18 protein-coding genes are annotated in these 20,187 nt (G+C 42.3%); 7 read left to right on the forward strand and 11 right to left on the reverse strand.

Features of this window, described 5'->3' with window-relative positions; translation table 11 throughout:
• Positions 1–24: 24 nt before the first annotated feature.
• The 4 genes from ACFOHL_RS03695 to ACFOHL_RS03710 are packed head-to-tail and all read right to left on the reverse strand — an operon-like array spanning position 25 to position 4,358.
• The gene (locus tag ACFOHL_RS03695) at positions 25–1,299 is read right to left on the reverse strand and encodes a response regulator (RefSeq protein WP_376918842.1); all 1,275 of its coding nucleotides are present in this window, start codon (positions 1,297–1,299) and stop codon (positions 25–27) included.
• On the reverse strand, positions 1,296–2,951 hold the full coding sequence (locus tag ACFOHL_RS03700; protein ID WP_376918843.1) for an ATP-binding protein: 1,656 nt from the start codon (positions 2,949–2,951) through the stop codon (positions 1,296–1,298). Before ACFOHL_RS03700 ends, ACFOHL_RS03695 begins: the two co-directional genes overlap by 4 nt.
• Positions 2,952–2,953: 2 nt before the next feature.
• Positions 2,954–3,763, reverse strand: a complete 810-nt coding sequence (locus tag ACFOHL_RS03705; protein WP_376918844.1) for a phosphate/phosphite/phosphonate ABC transporter substrate-binding protein — start codon at positions 3,761–3,763, stop codon at positions 2,954–2,956.
• A 22-nt stretch (positions 3,764–3,785) separates the two neighbouring features.
• Entirely contained in the window at positions 3,786–4,358 is a 573-nt protein-coding gene (locus ACFOHL_RS03710) for a response regulator (protein WP_376918845.1), read from the reverse strand.
• Positions 4,359–4,531: 173 nt separating this feature from the next.
• On the opposite strand from ACFOHL_RS03710, the gene ACFOHL_RS03715 reads away from it, so the two are divergent.
• From ACFOHL_RS03715 to ACFOHL_RS03725, 3 genes are all read left to right on the forward strand, one after another.
• Entirely contained in the window at positions 4,532–5,584 is a 1,053-nt protein-coding gene (locus tag ACFOHL_RS03715; protein WP_376918846.1) for a putative porin, read from the forward strand.
• Between the two features lie 25 nt (positions 5,585–5,609).
• Complete coding sequence (locus ACFOHL_RS03720; protein ID WP_376918847.1) at positions 5,610–7,268, forward strand: two-component system response regulator; 1,659 nt, start codon at positions 5,610–5,612, stop codon at positions 7,266–7,268.
• A gap of 119 nt (positions 7,269–7,387) precedes the next feature.
• Entirely contained in the window at positions 7,388–7,771 is a 384-nt protein-coding gene (locus ACFOHL_RS03725; protein ID WP_376918848.1) for a hypothetical protein, read from the forward strand.
• Between the two features lie 107 nt (positions 7,772–7,878).
• On the opposite strand, the gene ACFOHL_RS03730 is transcribed toward ACFOHL_RS03725, so the two are convergent.
• Positions 7,879–8,526: a glutathione S-transferase family protein gene (locus ACFOHL_RS03730; RefSeq protein WP_376918849.1), complete on the reverse strand. Its 648-nt coding sequence runs from the start codon at positions 8,524–8,526 to the stop codon at positions 7,879–7,881.
• Between the two features lie 111 nt (positions 8,527–8,637).
• On the opposite strand from ACFOHL_RS03730, the gene ACFOHL_RS03735 reads away from it, so the two are divergent.
• On the forward strand, positions 8,638–9,462 hold the full coding sequence (locus tag ACFOHL_RS03735; protein ID WP_376918850.1) for a LysR family transcriptional regulator: 825 nt from the start codon (positions 8,638–8,640) through the stop codon (positions 9,460–9,462).
• A 197-nt stretch (positions 9,463–9,659) separates the two neighbouring features.
• Here the strand turns inward: ACFOHL_RS03735 and ACFOHL_RS03740 are convergent, their stop codons facing one another.
• A complete protein-coding gene (locus ACFOHL_RS03740) occupies positions 9,660–11,084 on the reverse strand; it encodes a serine hydrolase domain-containing protein (RefSeq protein WP_376918851.1) in 1,425 nt (474 codons plus the stop codon).
• A gap of 423 nt (positions 11,085–11,507) precedes the next feature.
• Here ACFOHL_RS03740 and ACFOHL_RS03745 point away from each other — a divergent pair, with 423 nt between their 5' ends.
• A complete protein-coding gene (locus tag ACFOHL_RS03745; protein WP_376918852.1) occupies positions 11,508–12,062 on the forward strand; it encodes a YbhB/YbcL family Raf kinase inhibitor-like protein in 555 nt (184 codons plus the stop codon).
• Between the two features lie 46 nt (positions 12,063–12,108).
• Here the strand turns inward: ACFOHL_RS03745 and ACFOHL_RS03750 are convergent, their stop codons facing one another.
• Together ACFOHL_RS03750 and uxuA are read right to left on the reverse strand one after the other, a co-directional pair.
• On the reverse strand, positions 12,109–12,423 hold the full coding sequence (locus ACFOHL_RS03750; RefSeq protein ID WP_376918853.1) for a hypothetical protein: 315 nt from the start codon (positions 12,421–12,423) through the stop codon (positions 12,109–12,111).
• Between the two features lie 20 nt (positions 12,424–12,443).
• Positions 12,444–13,634 (reverse strand): mannonate dehydratase, encoded by a 1,191-nt coding sequence (uxuA, locus tag ACFOHL_RS03755; RefSeq protein ID WP_376918854.1) that lies wholly within the window; start codon positions 13,632–13,634, stop codon positions 12,444–12,446.
• Between the two features lie 268 nt (positions 13,635–13,902).
• On the opposite strand from uxuA, the gene ACFOHL_RS03760 reads away from it, so the two are divergent.
• Positions 13,903–14,604 (forward strand): 3-keto-disaccharide hydrolase, encoded by a 702-nt coding sequence (locus ACFOHL_RS03760; protein WP_376918855.1) that lies wholly within the window; start codon positions 13,903–13,905, stop codon positions 14,602–14,604.
• Between the two features lie 98 nt (positions 14,605–14,702).
• Here ACFOHL_RS03760 and ACFOHL_RS03765 read toward each other — a convergent pair whose 3' ends face one another.
• Positions 14,703–16,337 (reverse strand): glycerol-3-phosphate dehydrogenase/oxidase, encoded by a 1,635-nt coding sequence (locus tag ACFOHL_RS03765; RefSeq protein WP_376918856.1) that lies wholly within the window; start codon positions 16,335–16,337, stop codon positions 14,703–14,705.
• Between the two features lie 278 nt (positions 16,338–16,615).
• Here ACFOHL_RS03765 and glpK point away from each other — a divergent pair, with 278 nt between their 5' ends.
• Entirely contained in the window at positions 16,616–18,103 is a 1,488-nt protein-coding gene (glpK, locus tag ACFOHL_RS03770; protein ID WP_376918857.1) for a glycerol kinase GlpK, read from the forward strand.
• Positions 18,104–18,171: 68 nt separating this feature from the next.
• Here glpK and ACFOHL_RS03775 read toward each other — a convergent pair whose 3' ends face one another.
• Complete coding sequence (locus tag ACFOHL_RS03775; protein ID WP_376918858.1) at positions 18,172–18,648, reverse strand: low molecular weight protein-tyrosine-phosphatase; 477 nt, start codon at positions 18,646–18,648, stop codon at positions 18,172–18,174.
• Positions 18,649–18,811: 163 nt separating this feature from the next.
• A complete protein-coding gene (locus ACFOHL_RS03780; RefSeq protein WP_376918859.1) occupies positions 18,812–20,155 on the reverse strand; it encodes a M14 family zinc carboxypeptidase in 1,344 nt (447 codons plus the stop codon).
• Between the last annotated feature and the right edge of the window lie 32 nt (positions 20,156–20,187).

Raw genomic sequence — 20,187 nt, forward strand, 5'->3', positions numbered from 1 at the left:
GCGCAAGTTCAGCAGGCTCTATGGTCAGTCTTCTTCGGGATCAGGCACATCCACGTTAAATGTGAAGGGTTTACTCGCACTTTTTTCAAACTGTTTTAATTTAGCAATACTTTGTTCAGTAAATACATGCCCTTCTGACAACAGTAAAATATGCTGGTTATTGAATAAGTCTTGCTTGAGTACCATTCCGGGCTCTAGATTTTCAGAACGCATTTGTCCTGCAGCCAATTCGAGGGTCATTTCAGCCGAAATATGAACAAACGTACTCAGTACATTTTCGTCATATTTAGTACCAATATGTTTTCTTAATTCTACGACAGTCTCTTCATCAGTGAGTTTTTGCTCTAACATTTTTCCTTGGCGGAAACGCCAATAGTCCCTGCATACTGCAATTATTCTGCTGCCAAGAGGCACAGGTTCCAGGTTGCCGTTGAGCGGTTCAAACTGCTTTGATATTAACTGGATGCATGCTTCGAGTTTTGTCACGGGTGAGAGTATTTGTGCGGCATAGTCTACTTGCTGCATGTAGCACTTTTTCTCTTCAAAGTTCATCTTAGAAAATGTTTTGCTGTATAACTCAGGAGGTAAACCCAGCATACCAATTTCGCCTATTAGGGCAGCAAAACCAATTTGCTTAGCTTCTTGCGCATCTACCTCCATCGCTTTGGCGACAGCTTTAGCACTATCACTCACTAAACGCGCAAATTCGCCGTCAATATTTGGATTAATAACAATAAGGTTATACAGCACTTTCTCCAAGGCAGAGCTATGTTGCTGAAGGTTTGCCAATGCCTGTTTAATTTGCCGAGTTCTAAGTTGTACTTTTTTGTCCAACTCAGCGTTCATTTCCTTTAGTTGCTTGTTTTGATGTAGCGTTAAGGTTTGAAGGCGTTTGTTTTCAGATTTTAATTTACATCGTTCAACGCCGTCTTCTAGCACTTGCACTAGGTCTTCGTTATCCCAAGGCTTGTTTAAAAACCGATGCGCTTTCCCAAGATTCACGGCATCTTGCAATTGATCCATGTCCGCATAGCCAGTCAGTACTACCCTAAAGGTATCGGGCTGCATTTCAGCTACTTTCGCTAACAACTGCGCCCCATTCATACCAGGCATTTTCATATCAGACACCACGACATCTACCGACTGCTTTTCAAGTAGTGCCAATGCCTTTTCTGCAGAATCGACAAAAAGTAAATCGATGTTTAGCTTGAACAGAGCCCGCTTGATTGACTTTAAGACATTGATTTCGTCGTCAACAAACAGTACTTTTGGTTTAATTTCTTGCGTGTTGTCTGTCATAGTACCACCTGCTCATTTTCGGTATTAATCGGTAGTCGAACAATAAATGTCGCCCCTTGGCCTTCGCTGCTTTGCACATCGATTGTTCCGCCGTGTTCAGTCACAATGCCAATACTGATAGAAAGCCCAAGCCCAGTGCCTTCACCTTCTTTTTTGGTCGTAAAAAAGGGATTAAACAGCTTTGCTTTTGCCGATTCAGAAATCCCTGGGCCAGAATCAGATACCTTAACAAGGATGTCGTCTCTATCCACTTCAGTACTTATGCGCACACGCCCAAATTTTTCAGTCGACTTAATTGCTTGTGCGGCATTGATAAAGATATTAGTAAAGACTTGGCTGATTTTGCCAACGTTGATCGTTGTTTTTGGCAAAGAGCCGAAATCAGTTTCGATATCACAGACATATTTCAGTTCGTTCCTTACCATGTTTAATGTCGTTTTTAGACATTCGTTAAGGTCAAATAGTTGTTTTTCGTCACTGTCTGCACGAGAAAAGAGCTTGAGTCCACTGACTATTTCAGTGACGCGCTGCAAACCCTCATTAGACTCATTCAAGAGATCGCCTATATCTTCATTTATGAATTCTAGGTTTTCTTTGTCCAACAATGCTTTAAGTGCTGGTAACTTTTCTGCTAACTGTTCATGTGTACATGAGGATAACTGTTCAAACTCATGAACAATTAGTTGATAAGTATTTACATAGTCCTTTAAAGTACTTAAGTTACTATTGACAAAACCAATAGGATTATTGATCTCGTGCGCAATACCCGCCGCCAGCTGCCCCACTGAGGCCATTTTTTCTGCTTGCAATAACTGTTGTTGTGTTTCTTTGATCTCTTTGTTTGCTTTAAGCAAATCCTTGTTCTTTTTGGATAAGGCTTTCGTCCTGAGTGCTACTTTTTCTTCTAGGCTCTCGTTTAGCTCTTCTAGCACCTCCCGCTGTTTCTTGTTTAAAGTAAGTTCGTGCTTGAGAGAATCAATGAGCTTGTTAAAGGACACCGCCAACTCAGAAAGTTCATCATTGCCTTTTACTTCGACTTTTACATCGTTAAAGTTACCCGTGCCAATCGCATCACGCACGCGTCTCGCACCTATCCGCAAAAGAGCAAGCTGACGGGTCAAATAGTTCCCCAGTATAAAAGAAAATAAAGCGACTAGTACTAGCTCAACTAGGGCGATGGACACCGACCAGTTTCTTACTTTTGCAATGGCTTGCTGTGTGTTTTTTATGCTTATCCCTAACTCTACTCTTCCGTAGGTGTAATCGCCTTGTTTAATGTCTGCTTGAGTATCAAAAACGCCGTCCTCAACTTGAGTCAGTGAGCTGTCGGGCGCAAACTTTCGTTCAAGCTCATCTGTATCGCCTCGTTGCGTTAACACCTGCCCATTCTGAGCAAAGACGCGCACGTAGGCCAAGTCAGGGTTATTCATCAACTCCTCAGCAAAGACTTCAAGTGACGCCAAGTCATATGACAGCACTGCATCCTTAGTGGTTGTAGCAAACAGCTCAGCCGTCGTTTTTGCGCGATTAATCAGCATTTCGTCAACAATACGAGTTAAAAAGCTGACCGCTGTAAAAATCAATATCACCAGCAACGCAGCTTCAATAAATGCTACACCGCTAATAGTCTTATTGCGCAATGAGATATACATAATTACTTGGCCTTGATGCGGTCAATACCTAGCTTTCTCACGTCTTCCCAATCTTTATCTTGCCCTTTTTCAAAACCAGAGAAAGCAATGCCTTTTAACAGTGCTTGGTTGTTGCTGTCGTCGTTAAGGTTCAGCATAGCATATAGCAGAGCCGCTCGCGTTTGTTCATCAACTGTCGCGGCGGTGGCGATGGCATGTGGCGTGTAACCTGGACTTTTCCAGAGTATGCGTAAATTTTCTCTCGCGTCTGCACGCGTGGCGTTAAAGGTTCTAAGTACACCACCGCCAGCCGGAAATATATTGCGCGATACGTTTAAGTAGACAGAATCATGGGAAGAAACATATTGGGCTTTCACAGCAATCCCCATCGCCGCTAATGTAGACTGCGGAATAATAGTTGCCGCAAAGGCTGCCGGCGCAGGAAATGCTAAGGTAGCGCCCTGCAAATCAGCCAATGATTGAATATTGCTAGCTTTGGGCACGACAATAATACCTCGAATCCTCTTATTTTTTTGTCGCGCTAGAGCTCTATATCCACTGCGCTCACTGAATACAACAAAATGATAAGGATTCATATAAGCAATATCGTACTCTGATTTTGCCAAGCGTGATTCAAATGTGGGTATGTCCTTTGCCGTCGCAAACACGATTTGCTTACCGGTTTTTTCACTTAAATGCGCCATCATTGGCGCCCAAGACTCAGCCAGTTTTTTTGCAGACTGTTGAGGGACAACCCCAAATACCAGGGTCTCTGCAGAACTAAAGCAAGTAAAAAACATTAAGCCTAGCAACACAACATTACGTGATTTCATTTGATCACCTCCTGTAGGAGTACTACTCAAGTATTGATTCAAACAGCGCCAACAAAGCGTGCTGTTCAAATGGTTTAGGCAACGCAAAGTTTGCCCCTAAATCTAGTGCTTCCTTCAATTTATCTTCGGGTAGTGCCGACACTACAACAATCGTCAAAGAGTCAAATATGTCTTTATTACGCACGTATTTAATAACTTCAAACCCATCAACGCCAGGCATGCTTAAATCTAAGGTCATGATGTCGGGTTTGTACTCACTCAATAGTGTGCCAGCTTTAAAACCGTTTTCTGCGATTAAGCTTCGTAAACCCGTTTTTCGCGCTAAACGTTGAATAGCTTTTGCCATTGATAATTCGTCATCCACAATCAGTGCGAGTGGCGCCTCTTTGTTTTTAAGACTGCTAGGAATGGGCATTTTGTGTGCATGCAAAAACGCGACAAGATCATCCCGCAAGACCCTGTTGTTCCCGCGACCGGGTAACTTATAACCTTTCAGTTTTCCAGCATCTATCCAGCGGATCACCGTTCGCAAGGTAACACCACAAAATTTAGCTATTTCACCCGTTGTATAAGACTCTAGTTCTCTGTCTTGCACAATATCCTCTTTTTCCCTTAATCAACTACGCTTGTTTATCACACTACATTATAAGGTCATTAATTACAATAACGACTTTGGTTATTTTTATGACATTTATATTTTTAGTGACATTTGTGACTTATTGTGTATTATACATACAATCAGTGTTCATGAAGTAGGAGAAGCATCTGATGAAAAAGTTAGTCAATACAGCGTTTATACTAGGTGTGCTAGGCGCATCTTATTTACCTCACAATACAGCTACTGCATCTGAAGCAAACATACAACATGCCTTATTCGGCCACGCATTATTGCGATATGAAGATGAAAAACACTTAACAAACCTAGGTAACAGAGAACGAGTGCGTTTGATCGCGCAAGGCGGGATTAAATCGACATGGACAGATAATTGGCAGTCAACAATTCGCCTCAGTACAGGTTTGAAAAACAAGCAAAACGTTCCAGCCGTTACCATCCATCGTTTTAGTGAGCAAAAACAGCCTGATAATGACATATACATTGATCAAGCCTTCATCCAATATTCCACGAGTGCTGTAAAGGTGCGAATAGGAAAACTCCCTTGGCAACTCTATAACGTTACCGACACGTTCTGGGATCGCCACCTCAACCCCTACGGCGTAAGCACGAGCTATGGGATTAGCAGTCATCAGACTATTAATGGCGCCGTACTGTTGCCCTTAGATGGACAGAAAAACTCGGTGGGTAAAATGTACTTAGCGCAATATAAACACCAACATAAAATTGATAGTTTTACTCTAACTTTCGCACCATGGCTGGCAATATATCAGGGTGAAGACGGCGCTATATTTGCTAAACGTGACACGCAATACGACCATCAGTCCCTGCGCTTATCAACAGAAATTAAATACAATAAATGGCAACTGGGTTTTGATGTCGGCAAGGCTTTTGATACGCCGGACAACGATAACAAACAAGACTTTAGCATTAGCAGTGAGTTGCGATATGGTGGACTAAAACAAAAAGGGCATTGGTTACTTCAACTGGGTCACAGCCGAGTCGAACGCTACGCTGTTATTCGAGAGTTTGGGCAAAATGCAAGAGCAGCAGCACTCACCACTAATTTCACTGGCTGGGATATTCGCTGGCGATACAAACTAAACAGTAAGCTTTGGCTAGGTACAAGAGTTAGTAAGCTTAAAAGTATTGTTGGCGCGCCGATACAGAGCAATAGATTCCGCATAGAAGCGCGCTGGGCGTTTTAGTTGTCAGCAGAGCGAGGTCGGCACCATGCAAAATCTACTCATAGTTGATGACGAAAAACATATTTTGGCTGCACTAAAGCGCACTTTTGCGAACCAGCCATACACCTTGTTTACCGCAGCATCAGCAAACGAAGCACTAGATGTGCTCTCGTCAAATGCTATTCAGGTGATGATCACGGACTTTAAAATGCCAGAAAAGAACGGCGCTGAACTCATCAAAAGCGCCTTGCTAGCATACCCCGAAATTGTGCCGATCATGCTAAGTGGACAGGCAGATTATGAGCAAATGGTTCAGCTTATGTCCGCCTGTCATGTACTAAAGTTTATAAAAAAGCCATGGATCAAAGATGATCTACTCGCCTGTGTGCGACAAGCTTTTTATCAACATCAAAAAAACTCTCACAGTAGCTGGCAACATCGCTTAAACAAGCAATCTACCTGCAAAGCACTCCATGAGTTTGATTGTGCTACCTTGCAACTATTGAAAAGCAAACACGATATTGTCATGTGTTTGCTGAATTTGAATAACGCTACCGACATCTGTGAGGCCTTAGGACAAAACACCTGTGAACACATACAAAATATCCTACTCACCAGTGCACACAGGTGTTTGCCATCAAATACCATCTCTTATTGGCACTCCCCGAGCACGGCGATTCTTTGTTTTTCGAAATATGAGCAAAGCACATTTGTGAATTTGTTAGACACTGTGCGACAACAGATTCTAAAAAATACTGAGCAGCAGGTGCCGTTAATGAAACTCGATCTGCGTATTGCCTACCAAACCGTTAACAAGTGTTTTAGTAATATTGAGTTTTTGTTTGAAGAACTAAAGCAAAACTTAAAAACCCTCGATGCCATCAATCATACTATCGCGGTAAACGACGAAGTAAGTGAGAAAAATTCGAGGGAGCGCATTATTCGCACTTCGATGGAAAATGAACTGAGTAATGGTCAATTTAGCTTGGCCATTCAACCCAAAGTAGATCTGAAATCAAACCAAATGCGAAGCGGTGAAATATTGTTACGTTGGGAGCACTCAGATCTCGGCTATTTATCACCAGAAGAGTTTATTGGTTTGGCAGAGGCGCATGGGCAAATTACAAAACTCGGAAACTGGGTAATGGAGCGCAGCATTTCTTTAACCAAAATGATGACACAAGCTGCTAGCACACTGCAGTCTATTTCGGTGAATGTGTCTTCTCGTCAATTGCATGATGAACACTTTATCTCTAATTTGTCCAACACCTTTGAACAATATGACATTGACCCGCAAAAAATAGAACTAGAACTAACCGAAACGTGTATTGCAGAAAATATTGATCACGTAATACCGATGCTAAAACGCCTAAAATCGCTTGGTGTCAGTTTGAGTATGGATGATTTTGGTTCAGGCAGCACCGCCTACAACTACCTAGTTGATTTGCCTATCGATACGCTCAAGCTAGACAAGTGCTTCTCAGACAATTTGAGTCATTCTCAGAAAAAACAAACCTTAGTTAGGAAGCTCATCGAAATATGTCATGACCTTGGCATAAACGTAGTGGCAGAGGGTGTGGAAGACAGGGAGACCTTGGCACTGTATCGCGCATTTAATTGTGACACCGTTCAAGGCTATGTATTTAGCCCCGCCATTGCGCCCGCCGCCTTCAAGGATCTGTTAGTGACGCAGCCTTTTAGATAAATTTGTTGTGTAAGCTAAAACCAGAATAAGATAGGCTAAGTTTTTTATGCGGTCGCAAGACAGGCAGCTTGTCTATAGTCATGCAGACAATAAATTACGATTAAATATAAAGGGACTATATGAAAAACCGGACTTTACTAACCTATCTAATATTAACCTTTTCAAGCATCGCTAGCGCAAGCAAAACGCCTGAGACACTTGCTATGGTTTATCAAGAGCAGTTAAACAATGGAAACATTGAGCAAGCTTTGGCGTATTGGCTCCCCCGAAAAGCTGCCCAATTTAAAAAAGACAATGGCTTGGTTCTATCTCAACTATTTGGCGATATTGAGATTATCAAAAATACCATCAACGGTAGTTGCAATAATTCATCATGCAAAGTTTTTGCTCAGTTCAAAAACAACGACAATGAATTGCAACAGGTAATCTACACATTTGAAGGCGTGAACAATTTAAAACTTAGCAACGTACAAACGCACGGGTATAGGTACGGAGGTTCCTAATTTAAACAATCTAGTTCTTTCAATGTTTGCAGCACCTGTATTAGCTATCATTTTTTCTGTAGTGGGTTATCCGTTTTTTGCGATAATAAATAGAAAAAGAGGTGCGCTTAAATTGGCTCTCCAGCTTCATCCTCTTTCACTATATCTGTTTCCTCACCCGCCTGTGCTAACCATGTCGATATTTCTTGGCTGTCTAACACACGCTCTTTATATTGATTTGCTAAGTCAGACAGTGGCAGATTATAGGTTTTTGCTCTCATGACTACAGGTGTGAACATAGCATCAGCAATCGACCATTCGCCAAACAACCACCCATTTGGAAATGCTGCCATTTGTTCCGACCATATGTCGTCAATTCTCGCCCACTCTTTCGCGGCACCTTCGCTCAAAGTGATTTTTCTAAGTGCTCTACAATTCATTGGTAGTTCATTGCGAACATTCATGAAACCAGAGTGCATTTCACAAGAAATAGCTCGTGCTTTCGCTTTTTGTGCTTTGTCAGTAGGCCAAGCCGCCCCATTGAGATAGTTGTCATTTACATATTCTAAAATAGCCAGCGAGTCCCAAACCTTGATATCACCGTCGACTAGCGCAGGTACTTTTGCGGCAGGGTTAATCTCAGATAAGGTCTGGTAAAATTCTGGGGTAAATAGTGACAGCTTCATCACTTCAGCATTAAGATTAAAGCGTTCAAATATCACCCAAGCGCGCAGTGACCACGTGGAGTAGTTTTGGTTTGCAATGTATAGCTTCATCATGTTCCCTCAATTCTATGAATGTATTTCTAGGTTAAGGTATTGCAGTACAAAGCACTAACGTATAGTTTTTATATAACCTATAAATTTTTTCGATGGATTGGCTGAATAATGGATATCGACACACTTCGTAGCTTTGTTGCTTTCACTGAAACAGGCAGTTTTACTCGCGCGGCAAAACAGATTAACCGCACACAATCTGCCTTCAGTGCACAAATGAAAAAGTTGGAACAAGAGTTATCCGTCAAACTCTTTGAAAAACATGGGCGTAACCTTATTCTTACCGAGGCTGGAAGTTCGCTGCGAGTTGAAGCTGAAAAGATTATTTCATTACACAGTGATACAGTCACCAAAATAAAACGCTATCAAGATAAACAGCCGTTACGATTGGGCTGCCCAGAAGATTACAATGACAATCTACTACCTTTAATCATTGAACGTCTCTACGCCGCAGAACCAACTTGCTCTATTCAAGTTTTTAGCCGCCCAAGTGTGACCTTACGCGAATGGTTGGATGAAGGGAAGATCGATGCCGCAATTGTTACTCGTGCACCGAACAGCGAAGAAGGGTATTGGTTGTGTGCCGACCAAAGCGTATGGATTAGCAGTCCAGACTACGATATTCGCAATACGTCATCTATTCCCTTAGCGCTATTCCAAAAAGATTGTAAATACCACGCAGCGGCAATTGAAACCTTGAGCAAGAGAAAGGTGCCATATCACCTCCTTGCGTGTTGCGACACCTCATCGGCGCAGCGAGCACTCGTCGCAGCGGGTTTAGCTGTTGGCGCAATGGGGAAAATAAGCGTAAGTGGCAAAGTAAAGATTATTGAGAACCTCCCTCCTTTACCCAATGTGGATATTGTGTTGCTTAGCGGCATAGACAAGCATGCGCTATTAGATAAAGTCGATCTAGACAACATTTTCGACAACTAAAAAATACAGATAACTCAATTCAAATTTGCGTCCTTGGTCATAAAAGTAGAATTAATAAATGGAGCTATTTTTAGAGCTATAATAATTTCTGGTGTATGACTTACAAGGTTGCGGTGGTAGGCTAACACAAAAATCATCTGCACAATAAGACGCCAATCGTTAGCAAGGGAGCCTTTGTTCAGATTGTAGTAAAGAACTTATAGCTTGCGGTGTAAACCGCCATCGTTCATTACGGCTACAACCTTACCTTGTTTATCGCGCTGAAATTTGATTTTTTCATCGGTTAATTCACCATTTTGAATGAGCGAGAATATGTCTTTGTCAACATGGGCATATTGATACATTGCATAGTCGATAGTATCGGCGGGTAAATAGAGCAATACCAGTCCACTTCCCCATTTGCCAATATAATACTCGCTATTAAATGGGTTTAAATCATAAAAACCTTCATATTGAGACAAATTAAGGCCATCTATTGAGGTGTCGTCAATTTCATCGCCTCGAGCGATAATTTTATTGAGGTTGTTGATGTAGGCAATCGCTCTGACTTTGTTAGCGGAAGTGTTAAAAGCAAAGCCTTCTTTTTTGGTCAGGTTTAGTTTTAAAAAAGAGTTGTAGCCTGGGCACATACCACCATGCATGGCCCATGTATCACCTTGCTTGTCTTGGTTGACAATAAAACCCAATCCTCGATTACTCTCTACGCTTGAGTGATCGGTTTGATACATTTGCATTAAGGAAGAGGAACTCATCAATTCAGGTGTGCTCGCATCTATTTCCCTAAAGTGCCATTTGGCATATTTTGCCAAATCGGCGCCGTTGCTAGAAATCCCTGCGGCCGGTTGCATTGCTCGAGTTTGATAGAAATTGGCAGGTTGACGTTTGCCATCTCTGTTGATGGCGCTATAACCGATAACGTGTTCATTGCCATACTGGTTTTTGGGAAGTTCTACCACGGAATGCGTCATACCTAGAGGTTCAAATATTTCACTTTCCATATAATCTTTATAACTTTTTTCCGAGACGATCTGGATAATCTGTCCGAGTAGTGCAAATCCTATGTTGCTGTATTCAACTTTTGTATCAAATCTATGCGCCATTTTTTGTTGTGTTAGGCTCTTATAAAAATCGTCTTCTGCCGGAAAATCATGATTCGGGCCACTCCAGTAACTGTGTTTGGTATCTCTAGGCAAACCTGACGTATGGGTTAACAAACTTCTTACTGTTATGGCATCCACATCGTCTCCCTGAATGGAAAACCGAGGCAATAAGTCTTTGACTTTTTGATCTAAGGAGAGCTTACCCTCATCAACCAGCTTCATAATGGCTGTGGCCGTAAATACTTTACTCGATGAGCAGATACTTGATATGGCTTGATCAGTGACTGGTTGTTCGTGACCCACTGCCGCTTTGCCGTAATTTCCAGACCATAGAGTTTGTTGTTTTCTAGTATAACTAGCTGATACAAAGGGTATTTTTTCATAGTCCATTTGTGACTCAATCCACACATTGATGATATTTTTTACGTCTGGGTGAAGCGATGGTTCGGCGTTTTGTGCTCTCACGGCATGAGAGATAGAGACTGACGATAACACACAAATAATAGTCAAAAAATTTTTCAAAATTGCTACCCTTTTATATAGTTGACTATTGGATTCATCATTGCTTGATTTCACCAGTATTGCAACAGCGCTGATTAGAGACGTTTATATAGTCGAATGATGACCACAAAAAGTTTGACTGCTTTGCGCTATTTTTTCAGAAATAAAGGGGTCAATGTAAATTACCTTGTTTAGCTCAATTTGATTGGTTCAGTGCTCCAAGTAAATTTTTAGAACTTGATTGTGTAAATCTATATCGATCAATTGCACTTGTCTGTCACACTCAAAATCATGTATGTTGACATAAACGCGAACCGCTATTGGAGAATAGCTAGCGACGCAATACTTGTATTAAGGCGAAAGAATAATTGTTGTTGAAGTAATACAAACCGGTTGTTTCGAGTACGAAGGTGTTCCCACAATTAAAATAGATGAAGGTAATATATGCAACTCAGTAAAAAACTGTTCTTTATTGTATCGATGACAGCTGCACTAAGTGCGAACGCTGGTAGCTTTAGCGTATCCAGTGAAGATATCGCTCACGGCGAGTTTATGGGCAAAAAACATGAGTTTAGTGGCTTTGGTTGCACGGGCGACGACAAGTCGCCTCAATTATCTTGGAGCAATGCTCCTGAGGGCACCAAGAGTTTTGCGGTAACCGTATATGACCCTGACGCACCAACAGGTAGCGGCTGGTGGCACTGGCAAGTTATCAATATTCCGTCAACCGTAACAACGCTGAAAACTGGTGCTGGCAATGTTAAAAAAAACGCATTGCCTGAGGGAGCCGCTCAAGTCGTAAATGATTATGGTATAGCAGGGTATGGCGGAGCATGTCCACCTAAAGGGCATGGAGCTCATCGTTACTTCTTTACTGTTTACGCTTTGTCGGTTGAGAAGCTTGAGTTACCTGAAGGCGCATCTGGGGCTTTGGCAGGGTATATGATCAAGGCAAATACGATCGAGTCGAGTACGATTCAGGCCTTGTATAAAAGGTAATAAGAAATACTTATTGCCTCTCGTAAACCGCCTACCTCAGTAGGTATTAACCAACAAATGATTTGCTGTTGGGTACAAATACACTAAAAATACAGGTGAGATTGAGTCTGGGCGGAGGGATATGCGCCGCAGACTCACTGGCGAATTGGATAACCTTGAAGAACGTCATCCACAAGCAGCACAACACTCTCCGTCGTTCATCTTGCACCACAGCTCGGGAAAAACCTACATCGTTTGCAGCTAAAGGCGACCAATTTCTCACGTTAGCAATCACCACATTCCACCCGTAAGAAATAGTATTCAAGTCGGTCATAGTGAGGAAATCATCAAACTCACGCTCAACATACTTAGGTAGCAGCAATCAGACGCTACATTGACTCCTTACATGTTCTCACTAAAAAAAGCCCGTTTTAAGCCCATCTCTAATCCACGAATTTCGGCGAGGCCTTTTAACCTGCCAATAGCTGAATAGCCAGGGTTGGTCTTCTTGTTTAAGTCATCGAGTATTTGATGGCCATGATCAGGACGCATGGGAATCGTTTGCTTGTTTCCCGAACTTGCACGCTGGTGTTCTTGTTGTAACAAGGCAAAGACTACCTTGTACATATCGACATCCCCGTCTAAATGCGCAGCTTCGTAAAAGCTATTTGTATTGTCTTCCCTTTGGGTAGCGCGAAGATGTGCAAAATAGATGCGATCTCCAAACTGTTCTATCATGTCCACAAGGTCGTTATCAGCGCGCACGCCATAAGAGCCTGTGCACATCGTAATGCCATTGCACGCTGCGTCTGAAATCGAAACTAACCAACGAATATCGTCAATACTCGACATAATCCTCGGTAAGCCAAGAATTGGTCGCGGGGGGTCATCTGGATGTATGGCTAATTTCACGCCGCAAGCTTGACAGGTAGGCAAAATTTCTTTCAAAAAATAAGCTAAATGCGTCCTAAATCTCGCTTTGTCAATGTACTTGTATGCGTCTAGCTCCATTTGGAATTGTTCAAGCGTATACCCTTCTTCCGCTCCAGGCAGTCCAGCAATAATATTGGTAGTGAGCAAGTTCTTTTCCGAAATAGACAAATTATCGTAATGTTGCTTGGCTCGGGCTTTCTCGTCCTCCGAATATGTACCATCTGCATTGGGGCGTTTGAGTATATACAAATCAAAAGCGGCTAAGGCATCGGCATCAAAACGAAGTGCACGTGAGCCATCAGGTAAGGCATAAGAAAGATCGGTTCTTGTCCAATCCAACACGGGCATAAAGTTATAGCAAATAGTATCAATCCCATGAAAAGCCAAGCTTTTTATTGTTTGCTTGTAGTTTTCAATATATGCCTGATAGCCTTCAGATTGGCGCTTAATGGCTTCGTGAACAGGTACGCTTTCAACCACCGACCAACGCAAGTATTTAGCTTCAATTAGTTTCTTTCGCGCAGCTATCTCTTCAACAGGCCACGCTTCGCCATTTGGGATATGATGTAAAGCAGTGACTACCCCACTCGCTCCCGCTTGACGGATGTCGTCTAAACTGACTGGGTCATGTGGTCCATACCATCTCCATGTTTGTTCCATTGGTTATTATCCTAAATATTTATAAGGTGGATTGGTCAGTTTCAAAGTACTGACATATATAACCTTACTTTTCTGCTTCAGAGACGCGGAGGGATGGTACTTGGCAGCTACTCCGTGATTTAGAAAAAGTAAAAGTGAACATTGATTGACCAATAAAATAAAGGTATGCATAATACATTATTAACATAATATTAACCATTTTTACTACAGAAACTGTAGTGTGTTGATCCTATCTTTGTGGTCAACATGACTCAAAAGGAATGATGTCATGCGAGTTAGATTTAGGCTAAAAACCATGAGCATTTTCTTAGTATACTTGTCCTTGTTTGCTTGTGCGAATTCTCCTCGTACTTTGGACAAGTATTTATCTAACTGGCAAAATATTTATACCTACGGTGAAGTAAAACAAAGTAATGACGAATTGCACTTAATATCGCGTGCAAATTGGTTTTTACTGAGTACAGACAAATATGCAGACTTTGTTTTAGAAGCCGAAGTAAAAATGCCCGAAACCAATGAATACTCAAACTCAGGTATCATTTTTAGAGCACAAGTAGGTGAGCATGAAACTAAAGGCCGATTTGCGTATGGCTATCAAGCTGAGATAGACCCGAGTAAAAGAAAATGGAGCGGCGGCCTATATGAGCAAGGCACCAAGCGCCAATGGCTACACCCCATCCATGATACCCGTTCATTCCCCGATGAAAACTTCAAATTTAACTACTCTCCCGAGTGGAGCGCACTAAAAGCAAATGCCTACAAACATTTGAGTTGGAACAAATACAAGATTCAGGCAAAAGGAAGTGACATAAAGATTTGGGTAAATGACATCCTCACCACACATGTAAAAGACACTAAGTTACGCGAAGGCTATATCGGTATCCAACATCACGGAAGCCACAATTTTGCTAAAAATGGCGACAGAACAAATACCGTGCGCTTTAGAAATATAAAAATAGCCGCTATTTAACACTTACTTAAAAATTGCGATTAGATTGGTGACCAAGTGATATTGCGCTATACCACTTGGCTTTGATTAAGTTGGGCAAGCCGTTAAACTCTAGCTAATCAACTTCTAGTGACAGCCAAGGCCTCTTGCTGCTCTACATTGGCAATATATTCTTGTAGCTTTTCGTCGGCATTTTCACCGAACAGAATTTTGCACGCTTCCTGAATACCTTTTGTGCCAATGATCTCACGCTTGCGCAGAACCATTTCGATTTTTGAGCGTCGGCGCAAAAAGTCTTCCAAGCGAGTGATCATTTCCCGTCTTGCAGCATAGTGCAACTCTGCGCGCAAGTACTCAGCATTTTCCATAAGTTGCTCGGCTTGTGTCGGATCACGCTGAATTTCATCCAATATCTGTAAGGCATTGATATCGTAACGCCGCCAAAGACGCGTGGTTAATTTCTCTGAAGAGTAAGCGGGTGTCATGCTATCGAGGTCAATGAGCTTTGCTCTGTATTCAAACTCTTGTTTTATCTCGGCAGATGACTCGCCATACCACACTTTGTCCTTTTGGCTGAGTTGTATGCCTAAGCCACTCACAATATCACTAATTTCTTCACCAACATTGATACAATCTGTTAGCTTACCACCAAAAATACTTAAATACTTTTTCTCTTTATTAACGTCAATCGCATGCTTTCTTGAAAGTTGAACCCAATCCGCATTTCCGCTTTCACCTTTCACCGCAAGCGGCCTCACGCCGCAACGCTCAGAAATAACGTCTTCTTGTGTCAATGGTTTATCCAAGTCGAGTAAAGCATTCACATTGTCCAAAATAAACTTGCGGTCGTCGTCGGTCACATAAGTGGCCGGATTCTCGACCTTATCGTCGGTGGTACCTATGCATGTTTTTTGACCCATTGGGATCACAAAAAATAAACGACCATCACTAGCAAAAAAGGCAAGTACCTTATCCACTTTTGTCAACTTGTTAACAATCAGATGCACGCCTTTGGAAAACAAATGTCGATGTGCTGTTTTCTCAGCACTGACTTCATTGAAGGCATCGACCATGGGGCCGCAGGCATTAATCACTGACTTAGCTTTAATAGTCAGTTTTTCTTGCGTTTCTTGATCCGTGGCTTGTATCTCCCATAATCCGTCGTTATAAACGCTGCTGTCAGCACTCACATAGTTTGCGACCACGGCGCCATTGTCCATCGATGAGCGGATAAAGTTGTATACAAAACGGGCATCGTTGTCATGCAAAAACGCATCAGAATATTCAAAGCCACCCTGCGCATTAGACACATCTATCGCTGGCTCCAAGTTTTTAATTTTTATGGGTGATAGAAAAATCGGTTTTTTAGTAAAAAATCTCCCCATCACCCAGTACAAAATCGTACCAATAAAAACAAATAACGCGGGAAATCGAAACCCTTTTTGTAGGGTTGTTAAAAATCGTATTTCTCTTACTGTGGAGGGATAGCTGCTCATAAGGTGGTTGCGACTTTTACACAGCTTGTTTACCAATAAATACTCGTGGTTTTCAAGATATTTAATGCCCCCCCATGCCAAGTTGGAACTATTCGACGAAGTTTGTCCAGCAAAGTCACCTTTGTCGATAAGCGCAACGCTGGCGCCTTTTCTGCTCAATGCAGCGGCAGAAACAGCACCATTAATTCCCCCGCCGAGAATAAGTACGTCGTATGTTTCAGAAGCTAGCTTTTTTAGATTAGTCTCACGTAATTGCATTGGATATTTGACTTGATCTATTTATCATATAAATAATATATTAAAATACAGGTTAAATGTAAACGCCTTAACGGAAAACAACGCGGGAATGTTTCTCCAAATGCCACGTTATGTTTACATATGTGATGGGCTGTGTTTCTCTTACTATGGATGGGACGTGTGTTTCTCTTACTATGGATGGGACGAAAACAAAGCGCAAAAGGCAAGTGAAAACTGTAGATAACACAAATATAACTATTAGAATTTAAAAACTGACTTAACTAAGGACGAATAACATCATGCCAACCACAGCGATACTGTCTATAGATCAGGGGACAACCTCCAGCCGCGCCATTGTGTTTTCTTTAGATGGTCAACCATTGGCAAGTGCTCAATATGAATTTAAACAATACTACCCAAAAAATGGTTGGGTTGAGCACGATCCAGAGGAAATTTGGGAAACCACCTATCGAGCATGTGAAGAAGCCCTAGCTGAAGCTGTGGAAAAAGGTATCGAAGTCGTCTCTATCGGCATTACTAATCAAAGAGAAACCACCTTGGTGTGGGACAAGCGCACAGGCAAAGCAATATACAATGCCATTGTCTGGCAGGATCGCCGTACAGCAGAGATTTGTGCAGGTTTACAAGATGCGCTAGATACCGTTAAGACGAAAACAGGACTTTTGCTCGACCCCTATTTTTCATCAACCAAAATTGCATGGATATTGGACAATGTAACAGGCGCTAGGGCGCTAGCTGAGGCGGGTCACCTAGCCTTTGGAACCATCGACACCTTTCTTATTTGGCGATTAACAGGTGGGCAATCGCATGTCACTGACGCCACCAATGCATGTAGAACAAACCTATATAATATCCACAATAATAGTTGGGATGACGAGCTTTTAGCATTATTTGATGTGCCCAAAAGTGTGCTACCAAGCATACTCGATAGTGCCAGCGATTTTGGTACGACGGCCGAACACGTTTTCTATAAGCGCATACCAATAAATGGCGTTGCAGGTGACCAACAAGCCGCGTTATTTGGTCAATGCTGCTTTAATAATGGTGACTTAAAAAGTACCTACGGCACGGGATGTTTCGCCTTACTGAATACAGGTGACACTGCCCTGCCCTCAAAAAACAAGTTGTTGACTACTGTTGCCTATCGTTTAGATGGCAAAACCACCTATGCCTTAGAAGGAGCGATATTTACTGCGGGCGCTAATGTACAGTGGTTAAGAGACGGCATTAAAGTCATCAAGGTAGCGAGGGAAACACAAGCGCTTGCAGAATCTCTCGACTATGATCATGGTGTGTTTCTTGTGCCGGGATTTGCTGGCCTCGGTGCACCACATTGGGAGCCAAAAGCGCGTGCCACCATGTTTGGCATGACGCGCGATACCAACAATGCACATCTAGCGAGAGCGGCGTTGGAAGCGGTGTGTTACCAAACGGCTGATTTACTTCATGCAATGAAACAAGACGGCGCGGCGTCTAAGAGTGTTTGGGTAGACGGCGGTATGGTGGCCAATGATTGGCTTTGTCAGTTTCTCGCCGACATCTTGAATATCGAAGTAAAGCGTCCGGAAATGATGGAGTCCACAGCATTAGGAGCTGCTTATTTGGCGGGTTTAAAACAAGGCCTATACAAAGACTTTTCAGAAATTTCTGGTCACAAAGCACTAGACAAGGCATTTAAACCTAAGATGCAAACAGAAACACGCAGTGAACTCCTGACAAAATGGCAGGTCGCCGTGCAATCTACTCTGCATTTCGCGCGAGCCTAATTGTAACCTTGCAATTGTCCCAAGATAATCGCATTGAGAGCAAGCAAAAGTATCAACTCTAGCTTGCTCTATGCCCGACTCGCAATTTTAAGCAACAAACCATCACTGGCTTTTTCAATTAGGTCGAGGACAAGCTCAAAGCCTTTTTTGCCGCTGTAGTAGGGATCGGGAATTTCTTCAAATTCAGAATCACAAAAGCTCATAAACAGTTTGATCTTATGCTTAAACTCATCTGGGCATCTTTTTAATAAGTCGCGTTCGTTGGCCTTATCCATCGCAATAATCAAATCAAAGCCAGAAAAATCTGTGTCTTGTACACGTCTGCATTGTAGCTTTGACAAGTCATAGCCTCGCGTAAGCGCGACGTCTTGCGAGCGTTTATCGGGTGCTTTACCAATGTGGTAACCACCCGTACCTGCGCTGTCGATCTTTACGTCCACGCCAGACTTATTCGCTTTTTCGCGAAACACGCCCTCTGCGGTAGGGGAGCGACAAATATTACCCAGACAAACAAATAAAAGTGATTGAGGTGTTTCAGTATCCAAAGAGACATCCAATTGTTGCTGTCTTGGCGTTGCATATCACATTCGCCAACTATTTTTTATTCCATGAGATTAGTATAAAACATCACCCCATGGCTTCCAAGTCTCTTAGGCTAGGGTACGTCCTTGACTAGGAAAACAAGCCCATACTTTTGTCGCCAACAAGTCAGCACTCAACAATGTGTGCATTGATCACGGCCAATTTCATACCAGTACTACTTGCTAAACCAAATGTTGCAGATGCATTTACCTTACAACAACATTCTGAGTGTTCAATGTTACTCGAAAATACCATAGGTAGGCATGACTGATTGTTTAGCTCATGACTTTCGTTATCAAAGCATAAATACCCGTCTTTGAGCAATGACAAGTAGGCTTGTTTTTTCAATGTCGCTTGTTTTGCAAATTGATAAGTTTTGCCTGGAACAAAATGCAGACCTTGACAATTTATCTCGCGATAAGCGCGGGTTCGACTCAGATCACCAACAGCAAAAACGCGATTATCTGCGCTATTTTCGTCAACGATCAAACCGATATCAGCTAAATAAGATTTTGTGGGGTCATTGTCATTAAAAAAATTAACCCCCCGAAAAATGACGTCTATGACGCCATATTCTTCGTTATCTGGAAGATTATGATAATGTTTTTCTTTTCCATCAAGGGGGGCTTTTTTAGCCACAATTTGAGTAGCATGGCTCAAGGCTAAAAAGTTCAGTTTTCGTGCTTGTTGTCGAAACGGGTCATCTTTTTCTGTGCCTGACTCTATCAGCATACATGGTATGTTTTGCGAGGCGGTAAAGTCGCCAAATGATCGATAAGAATAGCTGTCATCATAGCGCGCGATTTTGCCTTCGATATAATCTGTCAATTCACAAACAATGCTGCCAATATATTGCATACTAGCCAGTCTCGCTGATGTAAGCGTTTTGTTTTCATCTGGCGGAGGAGCCATCACAGCGAGGAGCGTTTCTTTCCCCCCTATACCAGCGGTATAATGACGGTTTTGGTCGTGAAGATTAAAGGCCAAATTTGCTTGCAGAGAAGATATTAAACGATTTAACACCACGCCTTCGGGTGTTTGTAGTGCCTTTGCATCTCTATTAATGTCCATTCCTTGTGCATTTTCTCTTGTATTCGCTGCCGCCCCATCCGGATTGAGCATGGGTAATAAATAAAGGGTGATCTTATCCTTCCAAAGTTGAAACCATTCTCTCCCAGTTTTGCTATCAACAAACTCGATAAAGTCTATTAGGCTAGCCGTAGCTGTGGGTTCGTCCCCATGCATCTGCGACCAAGCAAATATGCGGAAGTCCCCCGTGCCCATGCTGATCAAGTGAATAGGACGAGATTCGTATGAATGCCCCACTACCGTATGGCTTATATAACCTGCCCCTATGTTTGATATGCATGCTTCAACATCGTCAGGGTAAATATGCGCTTTTCTCAGCGGATCGTTTTTTTTAGCGTACAGATCCTGCAAATAGCTTTGTACCAATAGGTGAGTTTGCATATGTAGAGCGCTTACAATCAATCGAGGCTATA

Origin of the sequence: Agaribacter flavus (genome assembly GCF_042646125.1) — a bacterium.
Taxonomy (GTDB): Bacteria; Pseudomonadota; Gammaproteobacteria; order Enterobacterales; family Alteromonadaceae; genus Glaciecola; species Glaciecola flavus.

Bases quoted from the DNA above. Each gene is read 5' to 3' on its own strand.
- ACFOHL_RS03695 (WP_376918842.1), bottom strand. From the start codon at position 1,299: ATGACAGACAACACGCAAGAAATTAAACCAAAAGTACTGTTTGTTGAC.
- ACFOHL_RS03700 (WP_376918843.1), bottom strand. From the start codon at position 2,951: ATGTATATCTCATTGCGCAATAAGACTATTAGCGGTGTAGCATTTATT.
- ACFOHL_RS03705 (WP_376918844.1), bottom strand. From the start codon at position 3,763: ATGAAATCACGTAATGTTGTGTTGCTAGGCTTAATGTTTTTTACTTGC.
- ACFOHL_RS03715 (WP_376918846.1), top strand. From the start codon at position 4,532: ATGAAAAAGTTAGTCAATACAGCGTTTATACTAGGTGTGCTAGGCGCA.
- ACFOHL_RS03720 (WP_376918847.1), top strand. From the start codon at position 5,610: ATGCAAAATCTACTCATAGTTGATGACGAAAAACATATTTTGGCTGCA.
- ACFOHL_RS03725 (WP_376918848.1), top strand. From the start codon at position 7,388: ATGAAAAACCGGACTTTACTAACCTATCTAATATTAACCTTTTCAAGC.
- ACFOHL_RS03730 (WP_376918849.1), bottom strand. From the start codon at position 8,526: ATGAAGCTATACATTGCAAACCAAAACTACTCCACGTGGTCACTGCGC.
- ACFOHL_RS03735 (WP_376918850.1), top strand. From the start codon at position 8,638: ATGGATATCGACACACTTCGTAGCTTTGTTGCTTTCACTGAAACAGGC.
- ACFOHL_RS03745 (WP_376918852.1), top strand. From the start codon at position 11,508: ATGCAACTCAGTAAAAAACTGTTCTTTATTGTATCGATGACAGCTGCA.
- uxuA (WP_376918854.1), bottom strand. From the start codon at position 13,634: ATGGAACAAACATGGAGATGGTATGGACCACATGACCCAGTCAGTTTA.
- ACFOHL_RS03760 (WP_376918855.1), top strand. From the start codon at position 13,903: ATGCGAGTTAGATTTAGGCTAAAAACCATGAGCATTTTCTTAGTATAC.
- ACFOHL_RS03765 (WP_376918856.1), bottom strand. From the start codon at position 16,337: ATGCAATTACGTGAGACTAATCTAAAAAAGCTAGCTTCTGAAACATAC.
- glpK (WP_376918857.1), top strand. From the start codon at position 16,616: ATGCCAACCACAGCGATACTGTCTATAGATCAGGGGACAACCTCCAGC.
- ACFOHL_RS03780 (WP_376918859.1), bottom strand. From the start codon at position 20,155: ATGCAAACTCACCTATTGGTACAAAGCTATTTGCAGGATCTGTACGCT.